The organism is Herbaspirillum sp. GW821-FHT09A12 (assembly GCF_059418325.1).
Genome location: NZ_JBWKPR010000006.1, coordinates 49,592 through 69,557 on the forward strand (window position 1 = coordinate 49,592; position 19,966 = coordinate 69,557).

General features: G+C 64.8%; 22 protein-coding genes. 7 read left to right on the forward strand and 15 right to left on the reverse strand.

The genetic code is table 11. The features are described from left to right. Positions 1–28: 28 nt before the first annotated feature. From AC07N6_RS14880 to AC07N6_RS14890, 3 genes are read left to right on the forward strand one after another with little or no spacing between them, the layout of a single operon-like run. Positions 29–1,315, forward strand: coding sequence for an aromatic ring-hydroxylating oxygenase subunit alpha (locus AC07N6_RS14880; protein WP_494782384.1), 1,287 nt, complete (start codon positions 29–31; stop codon positions 1,313–1,315). A gap of 8 nt (positions 1,316–1,323) precedes the next feature. After that, complete coding sequence (locus AC07N6_RS14885; RefSeq protein WP_494782427.1) at positions 1,324–1,824, forward strand: aromatic-ring-hydroxylating dioxygenase subunit beta; 501 nt, start codon at positions 1,324–1,326, stop codon at positions 1,822–1,824. Positions 1,825–1,865: 41 nt separating this feature from the next. Then, entirely contained in the window at positions 1,866–2,822 is a 957-nt protein-coding gene (locus AC07N6_RS14890; protein ID WP_494782383.1) for a PDR/VanB family oxidoreductase, read from the forward strand. 126 nt (positions 2,823–2,948) lie between these two features. Here AC07N6_RS14890 and hpaC read toward each other — a convergent pair whose 3' ends face one another. Continuing rightward, positions 2,949–3,503: a 4-hydroxyphenylacetate 3-monooxygenase, reductase component gene (hpaC, locus tag AC07N6_RS14895; RefSeq protein WP_494782382.1), complete on the reverse strand. Its 555-nt coding sequence runs from the start codon at positions 3,501–3,503 to the stop codon at positions 2,949–2,951. 429 nt (positions 3,504–3,932) lie between these two features. Here hpaC and AC07N6_RS14900 point away from each other — a divergent pair, with 429 nt between their 5' ends. After that, positions 3,933–4,568, forward strand: a complete 636-nt coding sequence (locus AC07N6_RS14900) for a response regulator transcription factor (protein ID WP_494782381.1) — start codon at positions 3,933–3,935, stop codon at positions 4,566–4,568. A 13-nt stretch (positions 4,569–4,581) separates the two neighbouring features. Here AC07N6_RS14900 and AC07N6_RS14905 read toward each other — a convergent pair whose 3' ends face one another. From AC07N6_RS14905 to AC07N6_RS14915, 3 genes are all read right to left on the reverse strand, one after another. After that, positions 4,582–5,154 (reverse strand): methylated-DNA--[protein]-cysteine S-methyltransferase, encoded by a 573-nt coding sequence (locus tag AC07N6_RS14905; RefSeq protein WP_494782380.1) that lies wholly within the window; start codon positions 5,152–5,154, stop codon positions 4,582–4,584. A gap of 56 nt (positions 5,155–5,210) precedes the next feature. Then, positions 5,211–5,780: a flavin reductase family protein gene (locus AC07N6_RS14910; RefSeq protein ID WP_494782379.1), complete on the reverse strand. Its 570-nt coding sequence runs from the start codon at positions 5,778–5,780 to the stop codon at positions 5,211–5,213. 134 nt (positions 5,781–5,914) lie between these two features. After that, positions 5,915–6,271 carry a hypothetical protein gene (locus tag AC07N6_RS14915; RefSeq protein ID WP_494782378.1) on the reverse strand — a complete coding sequence of 119 codons (357 nt, stop codon included), beginning with the start codon at positions 6,269–6,271 and terminating at the stop codon, positions 5,915–5,917. A 421-nt stretch (positions 6,272–6,692) separates the two neighbouring features. On the opposite strand from AC07N6_RS14915, the gene AC07N6_RS14920 reads away from it, so the two are divergent. Next, the gene (locus AC07N6_RS14920; protein WP_494782377.1) at positions 6,693–7,898 is read left to right on the forward strand and encodes a threonine ammonia-lyase; all 1,206 of its coding nucleotides are present in this window, start codon (positions 6,693–6,695) and stop codon (positions 7,896–7,898) included. 27 nt (positions 7,899–7,925) lie between these two features. Here AC07N6_RS14920 and AC07N6_RS14925 read toward each other — a convergent pair whose 3' ends face one another. Beyond that, complete coding sequence (locus tag AC07N6_RS14925; RefSeq protein WP_494782376.1) at positions 7,926–9,164, reverse strand: MFS transporter; 1,239 nt, start codon at positions 9,162–9,164, stop codon at positions 7,926–7,928. A gap of 136 nt (positions 9,165–9,300) precedes the next feature. On the opposite strand from AC07N6_RS14925, the gene AC07N6_RS14930 reads away from it, so the two are divergent. Further along, complete coding sequence (locus tag AC07N6_RS14930) at positions 9,301–9,786, forward strand: winged helix-turn-helix transcriptional regulator (protein ID WP_494782375.1); 486 nt, start codon at positions 9,301–9,303, stop codon at positions 9,784–9,786. A 141-nt stretch (positions 9,787–9,927) separates the two neighbouring features. Then, positions 9,928–10,194 (forward strand): helix-turn-helix domain-containing protein, encoded by a 267-nt coding sequence (locus tag AC07N6_RS14935; protein WP_494782374.1) that lies wholly within the window; start codon positions 9,928–9,930, stop codon positions 10,192–10,194. A 216-nt stretch (positions 10,195–10,410) separates the two neighbouring features. Here AC07N6_RS14935 and AC07N6_RS14940 read toward each other — a convergent pair whose 3' ends face one another. The 10 genes from AC07N6_RS14940 to AC07N6_RS14985 all read right to left on the reverse strand — a co-directional run bounded on the left by AC07N6_RS14940 (position 10,411) and on the right by AC07N6_RS14985 (position 19,958). Then, positions 10,411–12,048: a methyl-accepting chemotaxis protein gene (locus tag AC07N6_RS14940; RefSeq protein ID WP_494782373.1), complete on the reverse strand. Its 1,638-nt coding sequence runs from the start codon at positions 12,046–12,048 to the stop codon at positions 10,411–10,413. Positions 12,049–12,086: 38 nt separating this feature from the next. Further along, entirely contained in the window at positions 12,087–12,815 is a 729-nt protein-coding gene (locus AC07N6_RS14945) for an amino acid ABC transporter ATP-binding protein (RefSeq protein ID WP_494782426.1), read from the reverse strand. Positions 12,816–12,872: 57 nt separating this feature from the next. After that, entirely contained in the window at positions 12,873–13,613 is a 741-nt protein-coding gene (locus tag AC07N6_RS14950; protein WP_494782372.1) for an amino acid ABC transporter permease, read from the reverse strand. 10 nt (positions 13,614–13,623) lie between these two features. Continuing rightward, positions 13,624–14,316, reverse strand: a complete 693-nt coding sequence (locus AC07N6_RS14955; protein WP_494782371.1) for an amino acid ABC transporter permease — start codon at positions 14,314–14,316, stop codon at positions 13,624–13,626. Positions 14,317–14,458: 142 nt separating this feature from the next. Continuing rightward, a complete protein-coding gene (locus AC07N6_RS14960) occupies positions 14,459–15,274 on the reverse strand; it encodes an ABC transporter substrate-binding protein (protein ID WP_494782370.1) in 816 nt (271 codons plus the stop codon). A 120-nt stretch (positions 15,275–15,394) separates the two neighbouring features. After that, positions 15,395–16,549 carry a pyridoxal phosphate-dependent aminotransferase gene (locus AC07N6_RS14965; protein WP_494782369.1) on the reverse strand — a complete coding sequence of 385 codons (1,155 nt, stop codon included), beginning with the start codon at positions 16,547–16,549 and terminating at the stop codon, positions 15,395–15,397. A 96-nt stretch (positions 16,550–16,645) separates the two neighbouring features. Beyond that, positions 16,646–17,329 carry an RraA family protein gene (locus AC07N6_RS14970; RefSeq protein WP_494782368.1) on the reverse strand — a complete coding sequence of 228 codons (684 nt, stop codon included), beginning with the start codon at positions 17,327–17,329 and terminating at the stop codon, positions 16,646–16,648. 261 nt (positions 17,330–17,590) lie between these two features. Continuing rightward, entirely contained in the window at positions 17,591–17,893 is a 303-nt protein-coding gene (locus AC07N6_RS14975; RefSeq protein ID WP_494782367.1) for a DUF6587 family protein, read from the reverse strand. Beyond that, positions 17,890–19,716, reverse strand: a complete 1,827-nt coding sequence (gene feoB / locus AC07N6_RS14980) for a ferrous iron transporter B (protein ID WP_494782366.1) — start codon at positions 19,714–19,716, stop codon at positions 17,890–17,892. The genes AC07N6_RS14975 and feoB overlap by 4 nt, the downstream gene beginning before the upstream one ends. Beyond that, positions 19,713–19,958 (reverse strand): FeoA family protein, encoded by a 246-nt coding sequence (locus AC07N6_RS14985; RefSeq protein ID WP_494782365.1) that lies wholly within the window; start codon positions 19,956–19,958, stop codon positions 19,713–19,715. Before AC07N6_RS14985 ends, feoB begins: the two co-directional genes overlap by 4 nt. Between the last annotated feature and the right edge of the window lie 8 nt (positions 19,959–19,966).

The following is a 19,966-nucleotide window of genomic DNA, read 5'->3' on the forward strand; positions in this document are numbered from 1 at the left end:
AATGACCGCAACAACACTGGAGAATGCAATGAACGCACCGTTACGCTTCCATCCGAGAACGCCGGACTCTTCCTACGCCGACCTGGTCCAGGACGCGGTGGTCGATCCCGCGCTGTACACCGACCCGGCGATCTTCGAAGCCGAGATGGACAAGATCTTCTACAAGACCTGGGTCTGGGTCGCGCATGAGAGCGAAATCAGGAACCCGGGCGACTTCAAGACCGCCCAGATCGGGCGCCAGCCGGTGATCGTGGTGCGCGACAAGAGCGGCAAGATCAACGTGCTGGAAAACCGCTGCCGTCACCGCGGCGCCACCGTGTGCGAAAAGCACAAGGGCAATGCCAGCGGCTTCACCTGCCCCTACCACAGCTGGTCCTACGGCCTGGACGGCAAGCTGCGCGGCCTGCCCTATCCGGAAGGCTATGAAGATGTGGTGGAAAAGGCCGACCTGCCGCTGCAAAGCCTGCGCGTGGGCAGCTACGGCGGCATGGTGTTCGCCTCCTTCAGGCAGGACATCGAGCCGCTGGAAGATTTCCTCGGCCACGCCAGGAAATGGATCGACCTGTTCATGAAGCAGGGCGCCGGTTTCCCGATCAAGGTGCAGGGCGAGCACAAGTTCACCTTCAAGGGCAACTGGAAGATCCAGCTGGAAAACACCACCGACGGCTACCACTTCCCGGTGGTGCACAAGACCTTCCTGTCCTCGGTCGATGCCGAGACGTCCGCGATGCTGTCCTTCATGACCGACGACCAGTCGATCACCCGTTCGCTGGGCAACGGCCACAGCGTGATGATCATGGTGCCGGAACACGTCGACCTGGATGCGGACGACGGCAGCGAGCAATTGCAGGAGCGTTTCTCGCATGTGGTCGAAGAGCTGTCCAGGAGCATGCCGCCGGAGCAGGTGCGCCGCATCGTGCGCTCGCTGCATGGCGCCGGCTTCAACCTGAACCTGTTCCCCAACGTGGCGATGTCGATGTCGTTCTTCCGCGTGCTGCATCCGGTGTCGGTGACCGAGACCCAGATCCGCCATGTGGCGCTGGGCATGGACGGCGGCCCCGAGATCGCCAACCGCGAGCGCCTGCGCATCCACGAGCACTTCCAGGGCCCGTTCGGCTTCGGCAGCCCCGATGACGCCGAAGCCTGGGAGCGCGTGCAGGCCGGCGCCAACGCCGGCCGCAACGCGCCCATCCTGGTCAACCGCGGCCTGAACCGCGAATGGGTGGACGACAACGGCGACAAGGTATCGCACTCGACCGATGAGACCGGCATGCGCGAAGCGTATGCCATGTGGAAAAAGATGATGGAGAAATGAGGAGCATGATGAGCCATAGCGACAACCTGCAAGGCATCCCCGAACCGATGGCAAAGGCGATCGCCTTCATCTGGCAAGAAGCCGAGATCCTGGACCGCAAGGACTACGCCGCCTGGTCCGCGCTGTGGGCCGAGGATGGCCACTACGTGGTGCCGATCGACCACGAGACCACCGACTTCGCCGCCACCCTCAATTACGCCTACGACGATGCCCACATGCGCAAGATCCGCATCGAGCGCCTGACCTCGGGCTTCGCCATGTCGGCTACCGACGCCTCGGCGACGGTGCGCACGGTGTCGCGTTTCGTGCCGGTGCACCTGTCGGCGGAACTGGTGGAGATCACTTCGGCGCAAGTGCTGGTCGGCTACAAGCGCCAGCAGCACACGCTGTTCGTGGCGAACCTGACGCACCGCATCCGCTTCACGCCGCAAGGGCCGAAGATCGAGCAGAAGGTGATCCGCCTGATCAACTCGATGGACAGCCTCAACGCCCTCGGCTTTTTGCTCTGACCGCTCCCCCGCTCCACCCGTAACGCGTATTGGCGCAACACATGAAACTGATCGTAGACAAACTCATCGACGAAACCGGCGACATCCGCTCCTTGCGCCTGGTGCGCGCCGATGGCGCGGCGCTCCCGGCCTATGCGCCGGGGGCCCACATCGATGTCACCGGGCCGACCGGCGTGATGCGCCAATACTCGCTGTGCGGGCCGCTGGACGACACCTGTGCCTACACCATCGCGGTGAAGAAGGAGCCGGCTTCACGCGGCGGCTCATCCGCCCTGCACGACGCGGTGACCGAAGGCATGGAACTGGAAATCGGCACGCCGCGCAACCTGTTCGCGCTGGATGCGGCGGCGCCGGAACACATCCTGTTCGGCGCCGGCATCGGCGTCACGCCGCTGCTGTCGATGGCCTACCAGCTCTGGGCCGAACGCAAGCAGTTCACGCTGCACTACTTCGTGCGCGCACGCGAGCATGCGGCCTTCGCCGATCTACTGGAGGCCGCGCCCTTCGCCGCCCATGTGCGCTTCCACTACGCGGTGCAACCGCGCGACATGGAGCACTGCCTGACGGCCTGCCTGGAAGCCGCCGGCCGCGACGCCCACGTCTACACCTGCGGGCCCGCGCCGTTCATGGACGCCGTGGTGAAAAGCGCCGCCCGCACCCGGGCCGAGGACGCGATCCACCTGGAGCACTTCCAGGCGGCCCCGCCGCCCGCCGCAGCGGCCGGCGGCGACGGCGCCTTTGAGGTCAAGCTCGCCAGTTCGGGCAAGGTGGTGCAGATCCCGGCGGGCATCCCCATCGTCGATATCCTCGCCAAGGAAGGCATCGCCATCGACACTTCCTGCCGCGAAGGCATTTGCGGCACCTGTGTGGTGCCGCTGCTGGAAGGCGAACCCGACCATCGCGACAACTGCCTGTCGAAAAAGGAAAAAGCCGCCAACGACCAGATCTGCACCTGCGTCTCGCGGGCCAGGTCGGGCTTGCTGGTGCTGGATCTCTGAGCGGATCTGGCCAAGCAAAAAGCCGCTCGACCTGAGCGGCTTTTTCGATCGGCTTTTTCGATTGTTCATCGGGAGTGCCGCGAACGGCACTGGCGCCCCCGACTTCGGTCGGGACGCCGGGCGCAATCACAGCGCCATGCGCTTGACCTTGTGGAACAGACGGTTGAAATAGATCAGGCTGTCCTTCTCTTCGGACACCCGCACGTCCGACAACTCGACGAACATCACCGAATGCGACCCGACTTCCTTGAACTCGCGGATGCGCCCCTGCAACTTGACCAGCGCGTCGGCCAGCACCGGCTGCCGCAACGCGCCCTCTTCTTCCCAGACATCCCAGGAGAAGCGCTCCTCCATCGGCACCCTGGTGGCGCCGGAAAAATGCATGGCCAGTTGCTCCTGTTCGTCGGAGAGCACATTCACGCACAGGTGGCCGTTCTTCTTGAACACGTCGTGCATGGCGCTGCCGCGGTTCAGGCAGATCAGGATGGTGGGCGGCGAGTCGGTGACGGAACACACCGCGCTGGCGGTGACGCCGCAGCGGCCGCCTTCGCCGTTGGTGGTGATGATGGAGACCGCCGCCGGCAGGTGCGCCATGGCATTGCGGAATTCGATCTGCTCCCGGCTCGGCGCCGGCTTGGCCGCGGAATCGGTGGTGTGGCTGCTTACGCCGTTGGCGCTCATGCTGTGGCTCCTGTTTGCACGCCGATGAGGCACGGCGCTTCGAATGTCACTAGATTAAGGCAAGCCCGATGCGCCCACCATTCGTGCGGATTGCCGCGCCACGGGGGATTCCCATATGGCATCTAGGTATAAACCCCTAGATGCAGTGCACAGTTTGCGCACGCCGGCATGGCCGGTTTCAGCCATCCCCCAATATCGGCGCGCAACGGCGGCGATCGTGCGCCGCACAAGCCATGCCTGCGCGGCCGGGATGCCGCGCCGCGGGCCTCTACCGCGCACGCCGGCATTGGCATAAATTACGGGCTGGCGGCAGGCCTGCTTTTTGCTATGGATCAAGGCAAGCTCCGCAACACTGTGCCCGCGCGACGGCGCGCCGCGCAGTCCGCAACAGGCCGGGACGATCCGGCAATTCCTGACGGGATGAAGATGATGATGGAACCCAACTCGCCTGTGGTCTATATCGTCGACGACGACGAGGCCGTCCGCACTTCGCTGGCCTGGCTGCTCAGCTCGGTCAATATCCGCACCGAATGCTTCGACGGGCCGGAAGCCTTCCTCAAGGCCTACGACGCCAACAGCCTGTCCTGCCTGATCCTCGATGTGCGCATGCCCGAGGTGAGCGGCTTCCAGCTGCAGGAGCGCCTGAACCAGATCGGCGCCGGCATCCCGGTGATCTTCGTCTCCGGGCATGGCGACATCCCGATGTCGGTGCGCGCGCTGCAAAATGGCGCGGTGGATTTTTTCGAGAAGCCCTATAACTCGCAGCAGATGCTCGAGCGCATCCAGGTCACGCTCAAGAATGTGGCCGGCAACATGCAGGCGCGCGAACGCCGCCTGCTGCTCAAGGCGCGCCTGAAGACGCTGACCGCGCGCGAGCGCGAGATCCTCGACAAGGTGATCCTCGGCCATTCCAGCAAGCTCATCGCGCGCGAATTCGACATCAGCGTCAAGACCGTGGACGTGCACCGCGCCAGCATCAAGGACAAGCTCGGCTGCCAAAGCACCGCCTCGCTTGTGCGCGACGTGCTGCTCGATTTCGGTCCGGAGTTCCTGCAGGCGGCCTAAGCGATTCCCGGCATCACAGCAACGAAAGCTGGTTGGGATCCGCCGCGCGCCGGTGTTGCGCTTTTCTGCCCGGGTCGATCGCCGCGCCCGCGTCGCGCCCCTCGGTGGAAATGCCTTCGATCGCCAGCAGCAGCTTCTTGGCGTGCAAGCCGCCGGCGAAACCGGTCAGCTCGCCGCCCGAACCGATCACGCGATGGCAGGGCGCGATGATGGAAATCGGATTGCGCCCGTTGGCCGCGCCTACCGCGCGCACCGCCTTCTCGTTGCCGAGCTGGCGCGCAATCTCCAGATAGGTGCGGGTCTGGCCGTAGGGAATGGTGAGCAGCGCGGCCCATACCTGCTTCTGGAAATCGGTGCCGTCGAATGCCAATGCGATATCGAAGCCGGTACGCCGGCCGGCGAAATAATCGGCCAACTGGCGCGCCGTCTCGAGCAGCACCGGGCACGCGTCGTCCTGCGCCATCTCGCCCAGGCGCACGCGGCCGGCGCGGTCGTTCTCCCACAGGATGGCCGTCAGTTTGTCGCCCCTGGCCACCAGCGTGAGCCGGCCGACCGGCGAATCGATGTGCTTGTATGCGTAGTCCATATGCGGCCTCCTGAGTCGGAAGCCGATTCTAGCCTATTGCTCCTATCCCGAAACGCTCAGAGATATTCGCGGCGAAAACCTGAGCGCCGGCTGATCACTTCTCCGGCCACCATGAATTCCCCATTGCCTTTGTAATGCACCGTCTTCGGATTTTTCGGCGTGCGCGCCACATGCGCCTTCAGCACTTCGAAAATGAAATAGTTGTATTTCCCGATCAGCTTGCCGTCGTGCAGGCGGCATTCGAAGTTGGCGTGGCATTCGCCGATCAGCGGCGCGCCGACCTCGGCCGCAGGCAGCGGGGTCAGGCCGAAGCGCTCGAATTTGTCGACCTGCGCGCCCGAACAGTTGCCGATGCCGACCACCTGGTCGATCAGTGCGACCGTGGGCAGGTTGATCACGCATTCCCGGCTGTTGCGGATGAGTTCGAAACTATGGTTGCCGCCGGCGATGACGCATCCTAGCAACGAGGGGGCGAACTCCATGACGGTATGCCACCCCATGGTCATGATGTTGCGTTGTTTCTTGTACGCCGACGACACCAGCACGATCGGGCCGGGCTCAAGGTAGCGGCGTATCTGGTGCACCGGGAAATCCTGCTTGGCGGGCAACCTGGGGGCACGGGGCATGGCGACTCCTGGTGATTGTTGCGGGGGGAAGTGGGTGCGCGTTGCCGGCCCGGCGCGGTAAACGCCGCAGGGCGCGGCCCTTTTACGGACGGCGCCCTGCGCATGATGCCGCGGAAACCTTGCTATCGGTCCGCTCAGATGGTCAGCACCGAGCGGCCGCTTTCGTTCATGGCGTCATAACAACGGGTGCACACGCGGCAGAACAGATGGGAACGCTTGACATGGCGATGACGCAACACCAGTTGCAGGGCCACGCCCTGGCAATGCGGGCATGCTTCGCGCATGGGGCCGACCGGAACGATGTCGGCGGCCAGGAAGCCTTGTTCGGTCATCACGCCATCCACGACTTCGCGCGGATCGAGTTCGACCAACGACAGCAACAACGGGGAACTGCGCTGTTCGAAACGCGACGTGACGCGCGCCCCGCCCTCGGGCGGCAACAGTGGTGGCGGGGACGGCTTGACATCCGGATACCGGGTTGCAATGCTCATTGATGTCTCCTTGGGTGGAACGCAGAAGCTTGTATTGAGGAACTGCCGAGAAGGCCTGCCGATGTCTGATGTCTGATCAGACGGGCAATCCTGAGGGGCCGCTTCCCGAGCTGGTGTGAACCAGGCCGCGATGCGACGGAGTCTTCACTCTAGTCGGCGCATCGCCTCACTTCAATGGCGCCGGCAAAAGAATTTCTCAATCGCGGCAGAGAAACATATATCCATGCGCTAACAGGGAAATCGATGCCAATCGACGCCCGCCAATGGCTATCCGGGCGCCGCTGGCGATAGCCTGCAAATTTCCCGCGTCGGTTTTTTGAAAAATGCACATCGTTCCGTCCCGCTTGTCTATTTTTCGCCATCTCACACGGGCACCAAGGGCAAATGCTACAAAGCGGTGCAATGCCTCTACAATCCCACCATGACTACACTTAAAGACATCGAAGCCGCCGCCCGCCGGCTGCAAGGCCAGATCCTGGAAACCCCCTGTGTCGAATCGCGCACGCTGTCGCAGATCGTCGGCGCCCAGGTGTTCCTCAAGTTCGAGAACCTGCAGTTCACCGCCTCCTTCAAGGAACGCGGCGCCTGCAACAAGCTGGTCGACGTCGCCCAAAGCGGCGACGGCACGCGCGGGGTGATCGCCATGTCCGCAGGCAACCATGCCCAGGGCGTGGCCTACCATGCGCAACGCCTGGGCTTGCCGGCCACCATCGTCATGCCGCGCTTCACCCCCGGCGTGAAGATCGAGCGCACGCGCGGCTTCGGCGCCAATGTCGTGCTGCACGGCGATACGCTGGAAGCGGCGCGCGCCCATGCCTATGAGCTGGCGGAAAAAGAGAACCTGACCTTCGTCCATCCCTACGACGACGAAGCCATCATCGCCGGCCAGGGTACGGTGGCGCTGGAGATGCTGCACGCGGTGCCCGACCTCGACACGCTGGTGGTGGCCATCGGCGGCGGCGGCCTGCTGGCCGGGATGGCGGTGGCGGCGCGCGCCATCAAGCCCGAGCTTGAAATCGTCGGCGTACAGACGCGGCGCTTCCCGAGCATGGTCAACGCGGTCAAGGGCACCGAACATCCGATGGGCACCAGCACCATCGCCGAAGGCATCGCGGTCGGCACGCCCGGCACGCTCACGCGCGCCATCATCGCCCGCGAAGCCAACGAGCTGCTGCTGGTGGACGAAGGCGATATCGAACAAGCCGTACTGATGCTGCTGGAAATCGAGAAGACCCTGGTCGAAGGCGCCGGCGCCGCCGGCCTGGCGGCGCTGCTGCGCCACCCCGACCGCTTCCGCGGCAAGCGCGTGGGACTGGTGCTGTCGGGCGGCAACATCGACCCGCTATTGCTCACCGCCATCATCGAACGCGGCATGGTGCGCGCCGGCCGCCTGGCGCGCGTGAAGGTCAGCTCGCGCGACGTCCCCGGCACGCTGGCGAAAATCACCGGCATCGTCGCCGAAGCCGGCGCCAACATCGACGAGGTCCACCACCAGCGCGCCTTCACCCTGCTGGCGGCGCAAAACGTCGACATCGAACTGGTGCTGCAAACGCGCGGCCGCCCGCATCTGGCGCAAGTGCTGCAGGCGCTGCGCGGGGCCGGGTTCGAGGCGGAAGAGCTGCACTGAGACAGCATGTCAGCCTGATGCCGGCATTCAATGACGCGGCATCAGGCGCAGCGTCAGCCCCCACCATAACAAGGCCGCCAGGCTGACCGCCGCACCGAGAACGCAAACCCCACCCCAGCCGGCATACGCATACATGTGCGTGGCCGCCAGCGCGCCGCCGCCGCTGCCCACCGCGTAGAACATCATGTAGCAGCCGATCATGCGACTGTGCGCTTGCGGCTGCGCGCGCAGGATCAGGCTTTGGTTGGTGACATGGATCATCTGGCCGCCCAGGTCCAGCAGCAGGATGCCGGCCACCAGCGCCCACAGGCTGGTATCGGCAAAAGCCAGCGGCAGCCACGACAGCAGCAGCAGGAGCAAGGCGCCGCCGGTGGCGTGCCGGGCCAGGCCGCGGTCGGCCCAGCGGCCGGCGCGGGCCGCACCCAGCACGCCAACCACCCCGACCAGGCCGAAGGCGCCGATGGCACCATGCGACATCGCATGCGGCGGCGCCGACAACGGCAGCACCAGCGCGCTCCAGAAAATATTGAAGGCGGCGAACATCAGCAGCGCCAGCACGCCGCGCACCTGCAACACCCGCTCGCGCAACAGCAAGCCGGCCATCGAACGCAACAATTGCCCATAGCGCATCGATGGCGCCGCTGCGGGCGCCGGCGGCAGCATGCGCGCCAGGCCAATGGCGGTCACCACGATCAGCGCCGCCGAACACAGGTAGACCAGCCTCCAGCCCCCCACATCAGCCACCCCCCCCGCGACCACACGAGCCAGCAGCAAACCGATGACCACGCCGGCCTGCACCGTCCCCAGCACCGCGCCGCGCTCCTGCGGCGGCGCCAGCGCGGCCGCATAGGAAATCAGTCCCTGCGTCATCGCCGTGCCCAGCATGCCCACCGCCAGCATGCCGGCCAGCAGCATCCACACCGAATCGCTGGCGGCCACGGCGAGCAAAAATACGGCCAGCGCCGCCGCCTGCCATAGCATCAGCCGGCGCCGCGACAGCAAGTCGCCCAGCGGCACCAGCAACAGCAAGGCCAGTGTGGAACCGGCCTGGGTGGCGCTGACCACCATGCCCACCGCGGCGGTAGCGATGCCGACATCGGCGGCCAAGGCATCCAGCAAGGGCTGGGCATAGTAGACGTTGGCCACGCTGATGCCGGCGGCGATGGCGAACAGCAGCGTCAATGTCCGGCTGAGGGCCGGCTGCCGGGATGGCAGGCAAGGGGTCGCGATTGATGTCGCGGTCGAATCCGGGGCGGCGGATGGCATGGGAAGCCTTTCAATGTGGTTGCATTTCAAAACCATTTGGAGTGTAAGCGATTATGGTTTTAAAATGCAACCAGACTGGCGGCAGGGTTTTCAGCTGCCGCTTCGACAACGCAACTGCGACCGACACCACCCGCCCATGCCCACCGACAAGAAACCCGCCCTCCAGCCCCATGCGGCTTATGCCCAACACTGCCCCGTAGGTCGTTCACTCGACATCGTCGGCGACCGCTGGGCGCTCCTGATCGTGCGCGACGCTTTCGACGGCCTGCGCCGCTTCGGCGAGTTCCGCGACAACCTGGGCGTGGCGCGCAACATCCTCACCGACCGCCTGAAGAAGTTGACCGAGGCCGGCATCCTCGACAGCGTGCCGGCCTCGGATGGCAGCGCCTACCAGGAATACGTGCTGACGAAAAAAGGCGAGGCGCTGCTGCCGGTGGTGATCGGCCTGCGCCAGTGGGGCGAGCAGCACCTGTTCGCACCGGGCGAAAGGCATTCGCAACTGCTGGAAAAGAAAAGCGGCAAGCCCGTGCCGCGCATGCAGCCGACCGGACACGACGGCAAACCGCTCGCGGCGCATCAGGTGGAAGTGAAAAAGGCGCCGGGCAGACGCACGCCTGGATAGATGAATCCGCCTTCGATACAAATCACAATGTGTTAATTTGAAAAACAAATCAAAATCTGTATATCAAATAAACAAATCTTGATACGTAAAACATTAAAACAGAGTATGACTTGTTTCACTTGAATACATACTGAGGCTTGTATGACTGAATATCCGATCAGAACCGCTGCCCATCTACCGGCAATCCTGCAGGCTTACCGCAAGCAAACCGGAATGACCCAGACCGAGGTTGCCCACCGGCTCGGCGTTACGCAGCAAACGCTTTCCGCCATGGAGAGGAACGCCGCCAAGGCAAGCGCCGACCGCCTGCTCGAACTGCTCAACATACTGGGTGTTGAACTGGTATTGCGCAAAACCGACGCCGACGTTCCCAGTTCCGCATCCATGCCGGATACGCCCCGATGGTAACGGCACGCCGCAACAGGACCAGGGCGCTCACCTTATGGATTAACGGCGCCTTTGTCGACATCTGGCAGCATGCTGAATGAAGTCAATGACTCCGCAAACAAGCTCGCGGCATATCTCCAGTTGATCGCCACAGCGGAAAAATAACGCCCAATAAAAACGGGCCGGGGGATACCCGGCCCGACAAAACATCCCGGGCCTGATCCAGCCCGGAACAAGCTATACGCCGATGGCTCGCGCCACCGGTGCGTCCAAAGATTCTGGCTGGATCCGCACCTGACGCAGGGCGGGCCGCTGCTCATTCCCGTCAACCTCGAACACGCTGACCAGCTGCGCCAAACCGGCCGCCTGTTCGCGCAGCGACTCGGCGGCGGCCGAGGCCTGTTCGACCAGGGCCGCGTTCTGCTGGGTCATGGCGTCGAGATCCGACAAGGCGGCGTTGACCTGGCTGATGCCGCTGTTCTGTTCGACCGCAGCCGCCGTAATTTCACCGATCAGGCCGCTGACGCGATGGACGTCGCCAACGATCTCTTGCATGGCGGCGCCGGCCTGGCCTACCTGTTCCGAGCCGGCGGCCACCGTGGCCAGCGAACTGCCGATCAGTTCCTTGATTTCACGCGCGGCCTGGGCCGAACGTTGTGCGAGCGAACGCACTTCGGACGCCACCACTGCGAAACCGCGGCCCTGCTCGCCGGCACGGGCGGCTTCCACCGCTGCATTCAACGCCAGGATATTGGTCTGGAAAGCGATGCCGTCGATCACGCCGGTGATCTCGGCGATCTTGCGCGAGGAGCCGGAAATCTGTGCCATGCGCTCGACCACATCGTTCATCACGCTGCCGCCGCGGGTGGCCGATTGCGCCGCCTGGGTGGCCAGCTGGCTGGCCTGGCGCGCGGTATCGGCCGACTGTCCGATGGTGCCGGCGAATTCTTCCATGGAAGCGGCGGTGACCTGCAAATTGCCCACGGTCTGCTCGGTGCGGTACGCCAGCTCCTGGTTGCCGCTGGCGATTTCCGAGGTCGCGGTCGAAACCGAACCGACGCCGCTGCGCACTTGCGCCACCAGCATGCGCAGGCCATCGGCCATCCGCTCCAGCGCCTGCTGCAGCTGTCCGAACTCGTCGCGCCGGTCTTCAATGCCATCATCCCGGCCGCGCAACAGGTTGCCGTGCGCGATACGCTCGGCCTGTTCGACGGCGCGCGCCAGCGGACGCGTGATGGAGCGCGCGATCAGGCGCGCGGTAGCAAAGCCGATGGCCAGCAGCAAGGCGGCGCCGATGAGGCCCGCGCTCATCAGCCGACGGCTTTGCGCGCCGACATCGGTCACCACCTGGTCGCGCTGCTGCTCTTCCAGGGCGACGAACTTCTTGAGCGCGCCCAGGTAAGCGGCGATGGCCGGCTTGAGCTCGTTGTCGATCATGGTCTGCACGCCGCCGATATCGCCCTTGTAGGAGAGTTCGGAGGCGGCCTTGGAGATGCCGGCCAGCCTGGCGCTGGCGGCCTCGATGGCGGCTAGCGAAGCGCGGTCGCCATCGCTCAGCGCATGCGCAGCAAGCTCTTTTTCCAGCTTGGCCATCTGCTCGCGGCCGGCCTGCACTTCCTGTTCGTAGCGCATCGCCAGGTCGCCATCGGAAGTGTTAAGCGCGCCCACCATGCGTTCGCTGGTCAATTCGGCAGTGCCCAGCCAGCGCACCGCGGTGATGATGCGCTGGTCATAGTCGCGCACCGACTCCTGCGCCTGCTCCATGGTCAGCACCGTGGTGTACTGGGTCGCGGCCGCCACCGACAGCATCGCCACCATCAGGCCGGTAATGCAGGCCGACAGGCGTGTAGAGACGCGCACGTCATTCCATTTCATTGGCTTCCCCTTGTTGGTCCTTGTGTCCGGCGCCGGCTTCAGTGGTCGCGCAGTTCGGCCAGGAACTTGCGCGCGCGCTCACTCTGCGCACGGGTGAAGAACTCTTCCGGGGTACCGGTCTCGACCAGCTTGCCGTGGTCCATGAACCAGACGCGGTCGGCCACTTCGCGGGCGAAGTTCATTTCGTGGGTGACGCACATCATGGTCATGCCTTCGCGCGCCAGGCCCTTCATCACTTGCAGCACCTCGCCCACCATCTCGGGATCGAGCGCCGAGGTCGGCTCATCGAACAGCATCGCGGGCGGATCCATCGCCAGCGCGCGGGCGATCGCCACGCGCTGCTGCTGGCCGCCGGAAAGCTGCCCCGGGAAAGCTTCCGCCTTGGCCGCCAGGCCGACGCGCTCGAGCAGCTCCAGCGCCCGCACGCGGGCGTCGGCGCGCTTTTTCCTGAGCACGTTGATGGGCGCCATCATGATGTTTTCCGCCACCGACAGGTGCGGGAACAGGTTGAAGCTCTGGAACACGAAACCGACGCGACTGCGGAAGTGGTTCACATCCAGCTTGGGCGCATGGACGTCTTGCCCGTCGAATACGATGCGCCCCTTCTGGATCTCTTCCAGGCGGTTGACGGTACGGATCAGGGTCGACTTGCCCGAACCGGACGGGCCGCAGATCACCACCACTTCGCCCTTGGCGACTTCAGCGTTGATGTCGGCCAGCGCGTGGTAGCTGTCGTACCACTTGTTGACGCCTTCGAAGGAAATCATGGCCGTGTTGGTTGCGCACGGGTTGTTGCTCGCCATATGCGTTGCTCCTCGTTGGGTTCAGGCTGCGACCGGCGGCGCTGCCTGCGCCGCCGGGTTCACGGGGTTGGCCGCGCGCTTGGCGGCGATGCGCTTTTCCAGCACGCGCGCCATGCGCGTGAGCATGAAGCACAGCACGAAGTACATCAGCGCCAGCAGGATGAAGACCGGGAACGGCTTGGTCAGCAGCATGCTGTTGATCTGGTTGGCGGCGAAGGTCAGTTCGTTGACGCTGATCACATAACCCAGCGAGGTTTCCTTGATGTTGGAGACGAACTGGCTGATCATCGCCGGCAGCATGTTGTACAGGGCCTGCGGCAGCACCACCTTGAACATGGTCTGCAGGTAGCTCATGCCCAGCGCGCGCGAAGCCTCGACCTGGCCGCGCGGCAGCCCCTCGATGCCGGCGCGGATCACTTCGGCCAGATAGGCCGCCTCATAGATCACCAGCGTGATGAGCATGGTGGTGAAACCGGAAACCGTGCGCCCGATCAGCAGGGGGACGAAGAAGTACACCCAGAAGATGAACATCACCAGCGGCACGCCGCGGGCGAGGTAGACGATGACGGTGGCCGGCACGCGGAACATGCGCAGCGGCGAGACGCGCCCCAGCGCCAGCAGCAGGCTGACCGGGAACGCCAGCACCAGGCCCAGCACCGAAAGCAGCAGCGTGATCGCCAGGCCGCCCAGCGGGCCGTGCGGATATTGGCCCACCAGCAGCAACATCCAGTTGTCGCGGATGATGTCGTAGATATCGTTCATGGCATTCCTCTCAGCGCGTCTTGATGCGGTAGCGGTTTTCCAGCGCCGCGCCGATGGCCATGATCAGCAGCGAAATGCCGAGATAGATCGTGGTGGACAGCAGGTAGATTTCCACCGTGTGGAAAGACTGGCTTTCGATCTCGCGGGTGGCGTAGGTCAGTTCGGCCACGCCGATCACCATCGCCAGGCTGGTATTCTTGAACAGCAGCACGCTGTAGCTGACCAGCGTGGGCAGCGCCAGCCGCAGCGCCTGCGGCAGGATCACCAGGCGCGAGGCCTTGAGATACGACAGCCCCAGCGCGCGCGCCGCTTCCATCTGCGCGCGCGGGATCGAACGGATGCCTGCGCGCAGGCCTTCGGACATATACGCGCCCATGGCCAGGCCGACCGCGATGGCGGCGAACAGGAAATCGCTGCGGTGCATGTTGAACCACAGCTGTACGGAATCGGGCAACAGCGTTGGCACGCCGAAATACCAGAGGAAGATCTGCACCAGCATCGGCACGTTCTGGTGGTATTCGACATAACCGGCGACGAAGCCGGTGGCGACGCGGTTGTTGCTCATGCGGATCACGGCCAGCACGATGCCGACCGCCATGGCCAGCAGCCACGAATAGGCGGTCAGCTTGAGCATGGTGATCACGCCCTCGATGATCATGCGCGGGTAGTCGTCCCGCAGCAGCACCGAAAAATCCAGTTTCATGGAGTACTCCTGCAATGCGCTGCGCCGGATCTTGTTTGGCCCGGCGCGGTCCGGTGATGCCGGCGCCCGGACGATGCCGGCGCCGTGCCTTCTTAGCGCCTGTTCACGATCTTGCCGGGAGATCGCGAACAGGTTCCTGGCATCAGCCCTTGATGGGCTCGATCTTGAAGTCGCGCTTGAGCTTGTACTGGGTCGATGGGCCGAACCACTTGTCGAAGACCTGCTGCGCTTCGCCCGACTTTTCCATGCCTTCCAGCGTGGCGTTGACTTGCTTGATCAGGCCGCCCTCTTCCTTGCGCATGCCCACGCCCCACAGTTCATTGATCAGCGGCGGGTTCAGGATGTCGATCGGCGAGCTGCTTTCCACTTGCGCCTGGAACTTCGAGAGCATCAGTTCGGACACGGCGAAACCTTCGACCTTGCCCTGCTGCATCGCCAGGAAAGCAGCCGGCGGATCCTGGAAGGTGGTCACGGAAGCGGTCGGGATGGCTTTGCGCACGGCCAGTTCCGAGGTGGAACCCTTGGTCGCGGAAACGCGCTTGCCGCCCAGCTCGGCCGGCGACTTGTAGCCGGAGCTGCGCTTGACGGCAAGCTTTTGCGGGCTGGCGTAATAGGCGTCGGAATAAGCGATCTGTTCGGCGCGCTCGGCGGTCCAGCCGAGGTTGGCGATCACGATGTCGACCCGGTTTTGCTGCAGCTCGGGGATGCGGGCCGCGACCGAGATCATCTTCAGCTCCAGCTTCACGCCAAGGTTCTTGGCGATGGCCTTGCAGAAGTCGACGTCATAGCCCTGGATCTCGCGCGTTTGCTGGTTGGAGAAACTGAACGGCTCAGCCGTGCCCAGGGTGCCGCACACCAGGGTGCCCTTTTGCTTGATGTCGGCCAGCTGGTCGGCTGCGGCGGAGAAGCTCGCCGCCAGCAGGGCGACGGCCAGAACGGTTTTCTTGAAGTCCATCATGATCCCTCCGGTTAGGTGGAGCGCGTGACGCACGCCCCCGGTTTATTCGCGGCCTTTTGAATGGCCGCTGTGTGAAGCCGGCCGGTCAAGACCGGCCGACAAGTCTGGCTGAACCCGCGCTTACTTCAGCACCGCAACCGCTGCGGCGAGTTGGGCGCATCCCTGCTCGATCTGCTCCAGCGAAGTCGCGAACGAAAAACGCAGGTAACCCGGCTGGCCGTACGAAGTGCCGTCGATGGTGGCCACTCCGGCTTGCTCGAGGAAATACATCATCACGTCGACATCGCTGGCCAGCGTCTTGCCTTGCGGCGTGCTCTTGCCCAGCAGGCCCTGCACGCTTGGAAAGATGTAGAAGGCGCCGTCCGGCGCCAGGCAGCGCATGCCGTCGATGGCATTGACCAGCGCGACGATGCGCTCGCGGCGCTGCGCGAACAGCGCCGCGCCTTCGGCCACGCATTGCTGCGGCCCGGACAGCGCCGCCACGGCAGCGGCCTGGCTGACGCCGGCGGCGCAGGTGGTGCTCTGCGTCATCAGCAAACCCAGCGCCTGCATCAGCGGACGCGGGCCGGCGCCGTAACCGATGCGCCAGCCGGTCATCGCATAAGCCTTGGAAACGCCGTTGATCACCAGCGTGCGCGCAGCCAGCTCCGGCTGCACCTGCAGCGGCGATACGTGCTGCGCGCCGGCGTAGACGAAATGCTCGTAGATCTCGTCGGTCATCACCCATACCTGCGGATGGCGCATGAGCACCTCGCACAGCGCCTTCAGTTCGCTTGCGGAGTAGACCGCGCCGCTGGGATTGTTGGGCGTATTGAGCACCAGCCAGCGGGTGCGCGGCGTGATGCTTTTTTCGAGTGCGGCGGCAGTCAGCTTGAAGCCGGAGCTTTCGTCGCAGCCGACGATGACCGGCGTACCGCCGTTGAGCGCCACCATGTCCGGATAAGACACCCAGAATGGTGTCGGGATGATGACTTGGTCGCCTTCGTTCAACGTGGCGGCGAAGGCATTGTAAATAATGTGCTTGGCGCCGATGCCGACCACGATCTGGTCGACGCCGTAGGAAAGCGCGTTCTCGCGCTGCAGCTTGTCGGCGATCGCGCGGCGCAGCGCCGGCGTGCCGGTGGCTGCGGTGTAACGGGTGTGGCCGGCACTGAGCGCGGCGATGCCGGCGTCGACGATGTGTTGCGGCGTCGGGAAGTCGGGCTCGCCGATGGTGAAATCGATGATGCTGCGCCCTTCGGCGCGCAAGGCGTCGACGCGGGCTTTTGCAGCCATGCTGGGGGATGGCTTGACGCTGTCAAGCCGATGGGCAGGCAGGAAATTCAATGCAAACTCCAATGGGGTGAAAACAGGGGGCGATGCCGGCGCGGCTCACAGGCCGAACGGCGTCAGTACGCGGGCCAGCCATTCCTGCTCGACGCGGCCGTTGGCGATTTCAGCCTTGATGGCCTCTTCGTACGCCTGGGTCTTGCGGGCGGCGGCGATCAGCGACTCGGCCTGCGCCGGCGGGAAAGACACCAGGCCGTCTTCATCGCCGACCACGATGTCGCCGGGATTGACCACCTGGCCGCCGATGGTGACCGGCACGTTGATGTGGCCGGGGCCGTTCTTGTAGGGGCCGCGGTGCGAGACGGCGCGCGCATAGCAGGGGAAATCGGCCTCAAGGAAAGCCGCGGTGTCGCGCACCGCCGAGTCCAGCACGAAGCCGGCGCAGCCGCGCTGCTGCGCGTACAGCATGATCAGTTCACCGACCAGCGCATTGCTGGTCTCGCCGCCGCCGTCGACCACCAGCACTTGACCCGGCTGCATCATCATCAGCGCCTTGTAGATCAGCAGGTTGTCGCCGGGACGGGTCTTGACCGTGACGGCCGTGCCGACCAGCTTCTTGCCGCCATGGATACGGCGCAAGCCGCCCATGCCGCACAGGCGCTGCAAGTTGTCGGAGAGGTGCGAGACGACGATGTCCTGCAAGGCGGCGACGATGTCGGCCGGGGCCGGCGCGGCAACGGGATTGATCTGGAAAGGCAAAGCGGAAACAGGGGCGGTGGTCGCCATGTCGATCTCCTCGGATGCATGTTGTTTTGGTTGATGGCCGCATCATAGGAGCGATAAAAACGTAAAAAAAGCGATATTTAATTATCAGAAATGATCGCTTTTAAGAATGTATTGCATGCCCGGCATGAAACGGCTTTTTGGGCGCAGACGCTCTCCCGGCCACCGGGAGAGGCGTCTCATGCACCAAGGAAGATGGAGGAAAACGGAAGGAAGAACGGCAGGGCCGGCAATAGCCAGCAGGTGAAAAAACGATGCGCCGCTTCAGCGGCGGCGATGGAAGGTGACTTTCTGTTCCAGCGGCGGCTGGGCATCGCCCACGTCGCCCACGTCGCCCGTGTCGCCACAGCCATCGCAGGCGCCGCCAGCGCAACCGCCGGAGGCGCGCGGCGGCAACAGGCGGCGGCCAAGCGCTTGCCAGGGAACGGCGCCGCGCCGCAGCAGCCATGCCGCCAGGCGCGCCTGCCAACGCCAGGCGGCCGAGGGCGCCAGCTTGCGCAGCATATAGACCAGGCTGGCCGCGACCAGTACGGCGATGACCGCGTATTGCCACCACAGCGCGCTCATGCCAGCCACCTCGCGACCTGGTAAGTGACAAACGAAGCGGCATAGGCCAGCACGAACATATAACTGAACGACAGCGCCACCATGCGCCACGATTGCGTCTCGCGGCGGATGATGGCCAGCGTCGACATGCATTGCGGCGCAAAGGCGAACCACACCATCAGCGACAACGCGCTGGCCAGCGAAATGTGGCTGGCCAATGCCTGCTGCAGCGCCATGCCTTCATCGCCGCCCACCGCGTAGACGGTCGCCAGCGTCGCGACGGCGGTCTCGCGCGCGGCAAAGGCCGGGATCAGCGACAGGCTGATCTGCCAGTTGAAACCCAGCGGCGCGAAGACGTATTGCAGCGTGTGGCCGATGTAGCCTGCCAGCGAGTAGTCGATGGCGGCTTCGGTAGCGCCTGCCGGCGGCGAGGGAAAGGTGCAGATGGCCCACATCAGCACGGTCAGCGCCAGCATCACGCCGGTCAGGCGCTTCAAGAAAATGCTGCCGCGTTCCCACAGGCCGATGCCGATATCGCGCCATTTGGGCAGGCGATAGGCCGGCAATTCCATCAGCAGCGCACGCTCCTGCTGGCTGCGACGCAAGCGCTTGGCGATCCAGGCCACCAGCATGGCGGCGGCGATGCCGGCAAAGTAAAGGCAAAACAGCGCCAGCCCCTGCAGGTTGAAGACACCCAGCACCAGGCGATGCGGGATGAAGGCGCCGATCAGCAGCGCATACACCGGCAGGCGCGCCGAACAGGTCATCAGCGGCGCCACCAGGATGGTGGCCAGGCGGTCGCGCGGGTCGGTGATGCTGCGCGTGCCCATGATGCCCGGAATGGCGCAGGCGAAGCTGGAGAGCAGCGGGATGAAGGAACGCCCGGAGAGGCCGACCGAGACCATCAGGCGGTCGAGCAGGAAGGCCGCGCGCGGCAGGTAGCCGGACTCTTCCAGCACCAGGATGAAGAAGAACAGCACCAGGATCTGCGGCAGGAAACCCAGCACCGTGCCCAGCCCCGACAGCAAGCCGTCGGTCACCAGGCCGCGCAACGGGCCGTCGGGCAGCCATTCGGACACCACCCCGGCGAGCGCGCCGAAGCCGTCGGCGATGGCATCGGTGAGCGGCTTGCCGATCGCATAGACCGCCTGGAACACCAGGAACATCACTACCGCCAGCAGCACCACACCCAGCACCGGGTGCAATGCCACGCGGTCGAGCGCATCGTCGCGGCGGTCGGTGGGCGTGGGCATGGAAACCGTGTCAGCCAGGATGGCGCGCACTTCGGCGTGCAAGTCCCCGGCCGCGATATCGCCGGCCACCGCCGGCAGCGCCGACTGGTCGATCGCCGCCACCAGCGCCTGGGCGCCGCCGCGCTTGACGGCGACGGTCTCGATCACCGGCATGCCGAGCCGGCGCGCCAGGCCTTCGATGTCGATGGTGATGCCGCGGCGCACCGCGGCATCCATCATGTTCAACGCCAGCACCATGGGCCGTCCGAGGCGCCGCACTTCCAGCACGAAACGCAGGTGCAGGCGCAGGTTGGTGGCGTCGGCCACGCACACGATCAGGTCGGGCGCCGCTTCGCCCGGATAGCGCCCCTGCAGCACGGCCTGGGTCACGCGCTCATCGGGGCTGACCGAGCGCAAGCTGTAGGCGCCGGGCAGGTCGACCACGCGGATGGCGCGGCCCGAAGGCGCGGTGAAGCTGCCGGATTTGCGCTCGACGGTGACGCCGGCATAGTTGGCCACCTTCTGGCGCGCGCCGGTCAACTGGTTGAACAGTGCCGTCTTGCCGCAATTGGGATTGCCCACCAAGGCGATGTTGAGTGCGCCGGCGCTCATTGCGCGCCCTCTGCGCGTATCCGGACCCGGTCGGCCTCGGCGCGGCGCAAGGCAAAGCGGGTGGAACCGATCTGCACCAGGATAGGGTCGGCGCCCCAAGGCGCGAGGGCCACCACGCGCACCGGTTCGCCATCGACGAATCCCAGGTCGCGCAGGCGCCCGGCTACCGCATCGGCGGCGTGGCTGTCTGCGACATGATCAACGATGGCGGAGGCGCCCCTGGCTAGTTCGGTCAATCGCATGGCTTCAG

Excerpts from the sequence above, each read along its gene's own strand:
- AC07N6_RS14910 (WP_494782379.1), bottom strand. The coding sequence starts at position 5,780 with ATGCCCCGTGCCCCCAGGTTGCCCGCCAAGCAGGATTTCCCGGTGCAC.
- AC07N6_RS14965 (WP_494782369.1), bottom strand. The coding sequence starts at position 16,549 with ATGGCTGCAAAAGCCCGCGTCGACGCCTTGCGCGCCGAAGGGCGCAGC.
- AC07N6_RS14950 (WP_494782372.1), bottom strand. The coding sequence starts at position 13,613 with ATGAACGATATCTACGACATCATCCGCGACAACTGGATGTTGCTGCTG.
- AC07N6_RS14975 (WP_494782367.1), bottom strand. The coding sequence starts at position 17,893 with ATGAGCGCGCTGTGGTGGCAATACGCGGTCATCGCCGTACTGGTCGCG.
- AC07N6_RS14955 (WP_494782371.1), bottom strand. The coding sequence starts at position 14,316 with ATGAAACTGGATTTTTCGGTGCTGCTGCGGGACGACTACCCGCGCATG.
- AC07N6_RS14905 (WP_494782380.1), bottom strand. The coding sequence starts at position 5,154 with ATGGACTACGCATACAAGCACATCGATTCGCCGGTCGGCCGGCTCACG.
- AC07N6_RS14940 (WP_494782373.1), bottom strand. The coding sequence starts at position 12,048 with ATGAAATGGAATGACGTGCGCGTCTCTACACGCCTGTCGGCCTGCATT.
- AC07N6_RS14960 (WP_494782370.1), bottom strand. The coding sequence starts at position 15,274 with ATGATGGACTTCAAGAAAACCGTTCTGGCCGTCGCCCTGCTGGCGGCG.
- AC07N6_RS14985 (WP_494782365.1), bottom strand. The coding sequence starts at position 19,958 with ATGCGATTGACCGAACTAGCCAGGGGCGCCTCCGCCATCGTTGATCAT.
- AC07N6_RS14970 (WP_494782368.1), bottom strand. The coding sequence starts at position 17,329 with ATGGCGACCACCGCCCCTGTTTCCGCTTTGCCTTTCCAGATCAATCCC.
- AC07N6_RS14925 (WP_494782376.1), bottom strand. The coding sequence starts at position 9,164 with ATGCCATCCGCCGCCCCGGATTCGACCGCGACATCAATCGCGACCCCT.
- AC07N6_RS14900 (WP_494782381.1), top strand. The coding sequence starts at position 3,933 with ATGATGGAACCCAACTCGCCTGTGGTCTATATCGTCGACGACGACGAG.
- AC07N6_RS14880 (WP_494782384.1), top strand. The coding sequence starts at position 29 with ATGAACGCACCGTTACGCTTCCATCCGAGAACGCCGGACTCTTCCTAC.
- AC07N6_RS14920 (WP_494782377.1), top strand. The coding sequence starts at position 6,693 with ATGACTACACTTAAAGACATCGAAGCCGCCGCCCGCCGGCTGCAAGGC.
- AC07N6_RS14885 (WP_494782427.1), top strand. The coding sequence starts at position 1,324 with ATGAGCCATAGCGACAACCTGCAAGGCATCCCCGAACCGATGGCAAAG.
- AC07N6_RS14935 (WP_494782374.1), top strand. The coding sequence starts at position 9,928 with ATGACTGAATATCCGATCAGAACCGCTGCCCATCTACCGGCAATCCTG.
- AC07N6_RS14930 (WP_494782375.1), top strand. The coding sequence starts at position 9,301 with ATGCCCACCGACAAGAAACCCGCCCTCCAGCCCCATGCGGCTTATGCC.
- AC07N6_RS14915 (WP_494782378.1), bottom strand. The coding sequence starts at position 6,271 with ATGAGCATTGCAACCCGGTATCCGGATGTCAAGCCGTCCCCGCCACCA.
- AC07N6_RS14890 (WP_494782383.1), top strand. The coding sequence starts at position 1,866 with ATGAAACTGATCGTAGACAAACTCATCGACGAAACCGGCGACATCCGC.
- feoB (WP_494782366.1), bottom strand. The coding sequence starts at position 19,716 with ATGAGCGCCGGCGCACTCAACATCGCCTTGGTGGGCAATCCCAATTGC.
- hpaC (WP_494782382.1), bottom strand. The coding sequence starts at position 3,503 with ATGAGCGCCAACGGCGTAAGCAGCCACACCACCGATTCCGCGGCCAAG.
- AC07N6_RS14945 (WP_494782426.1), bottom strand. The coding sequence starts at position 12,815 with ATGATTTCCTTCGAAGGCGTCAACAAGTGGTACGACAGCTACCACGCG.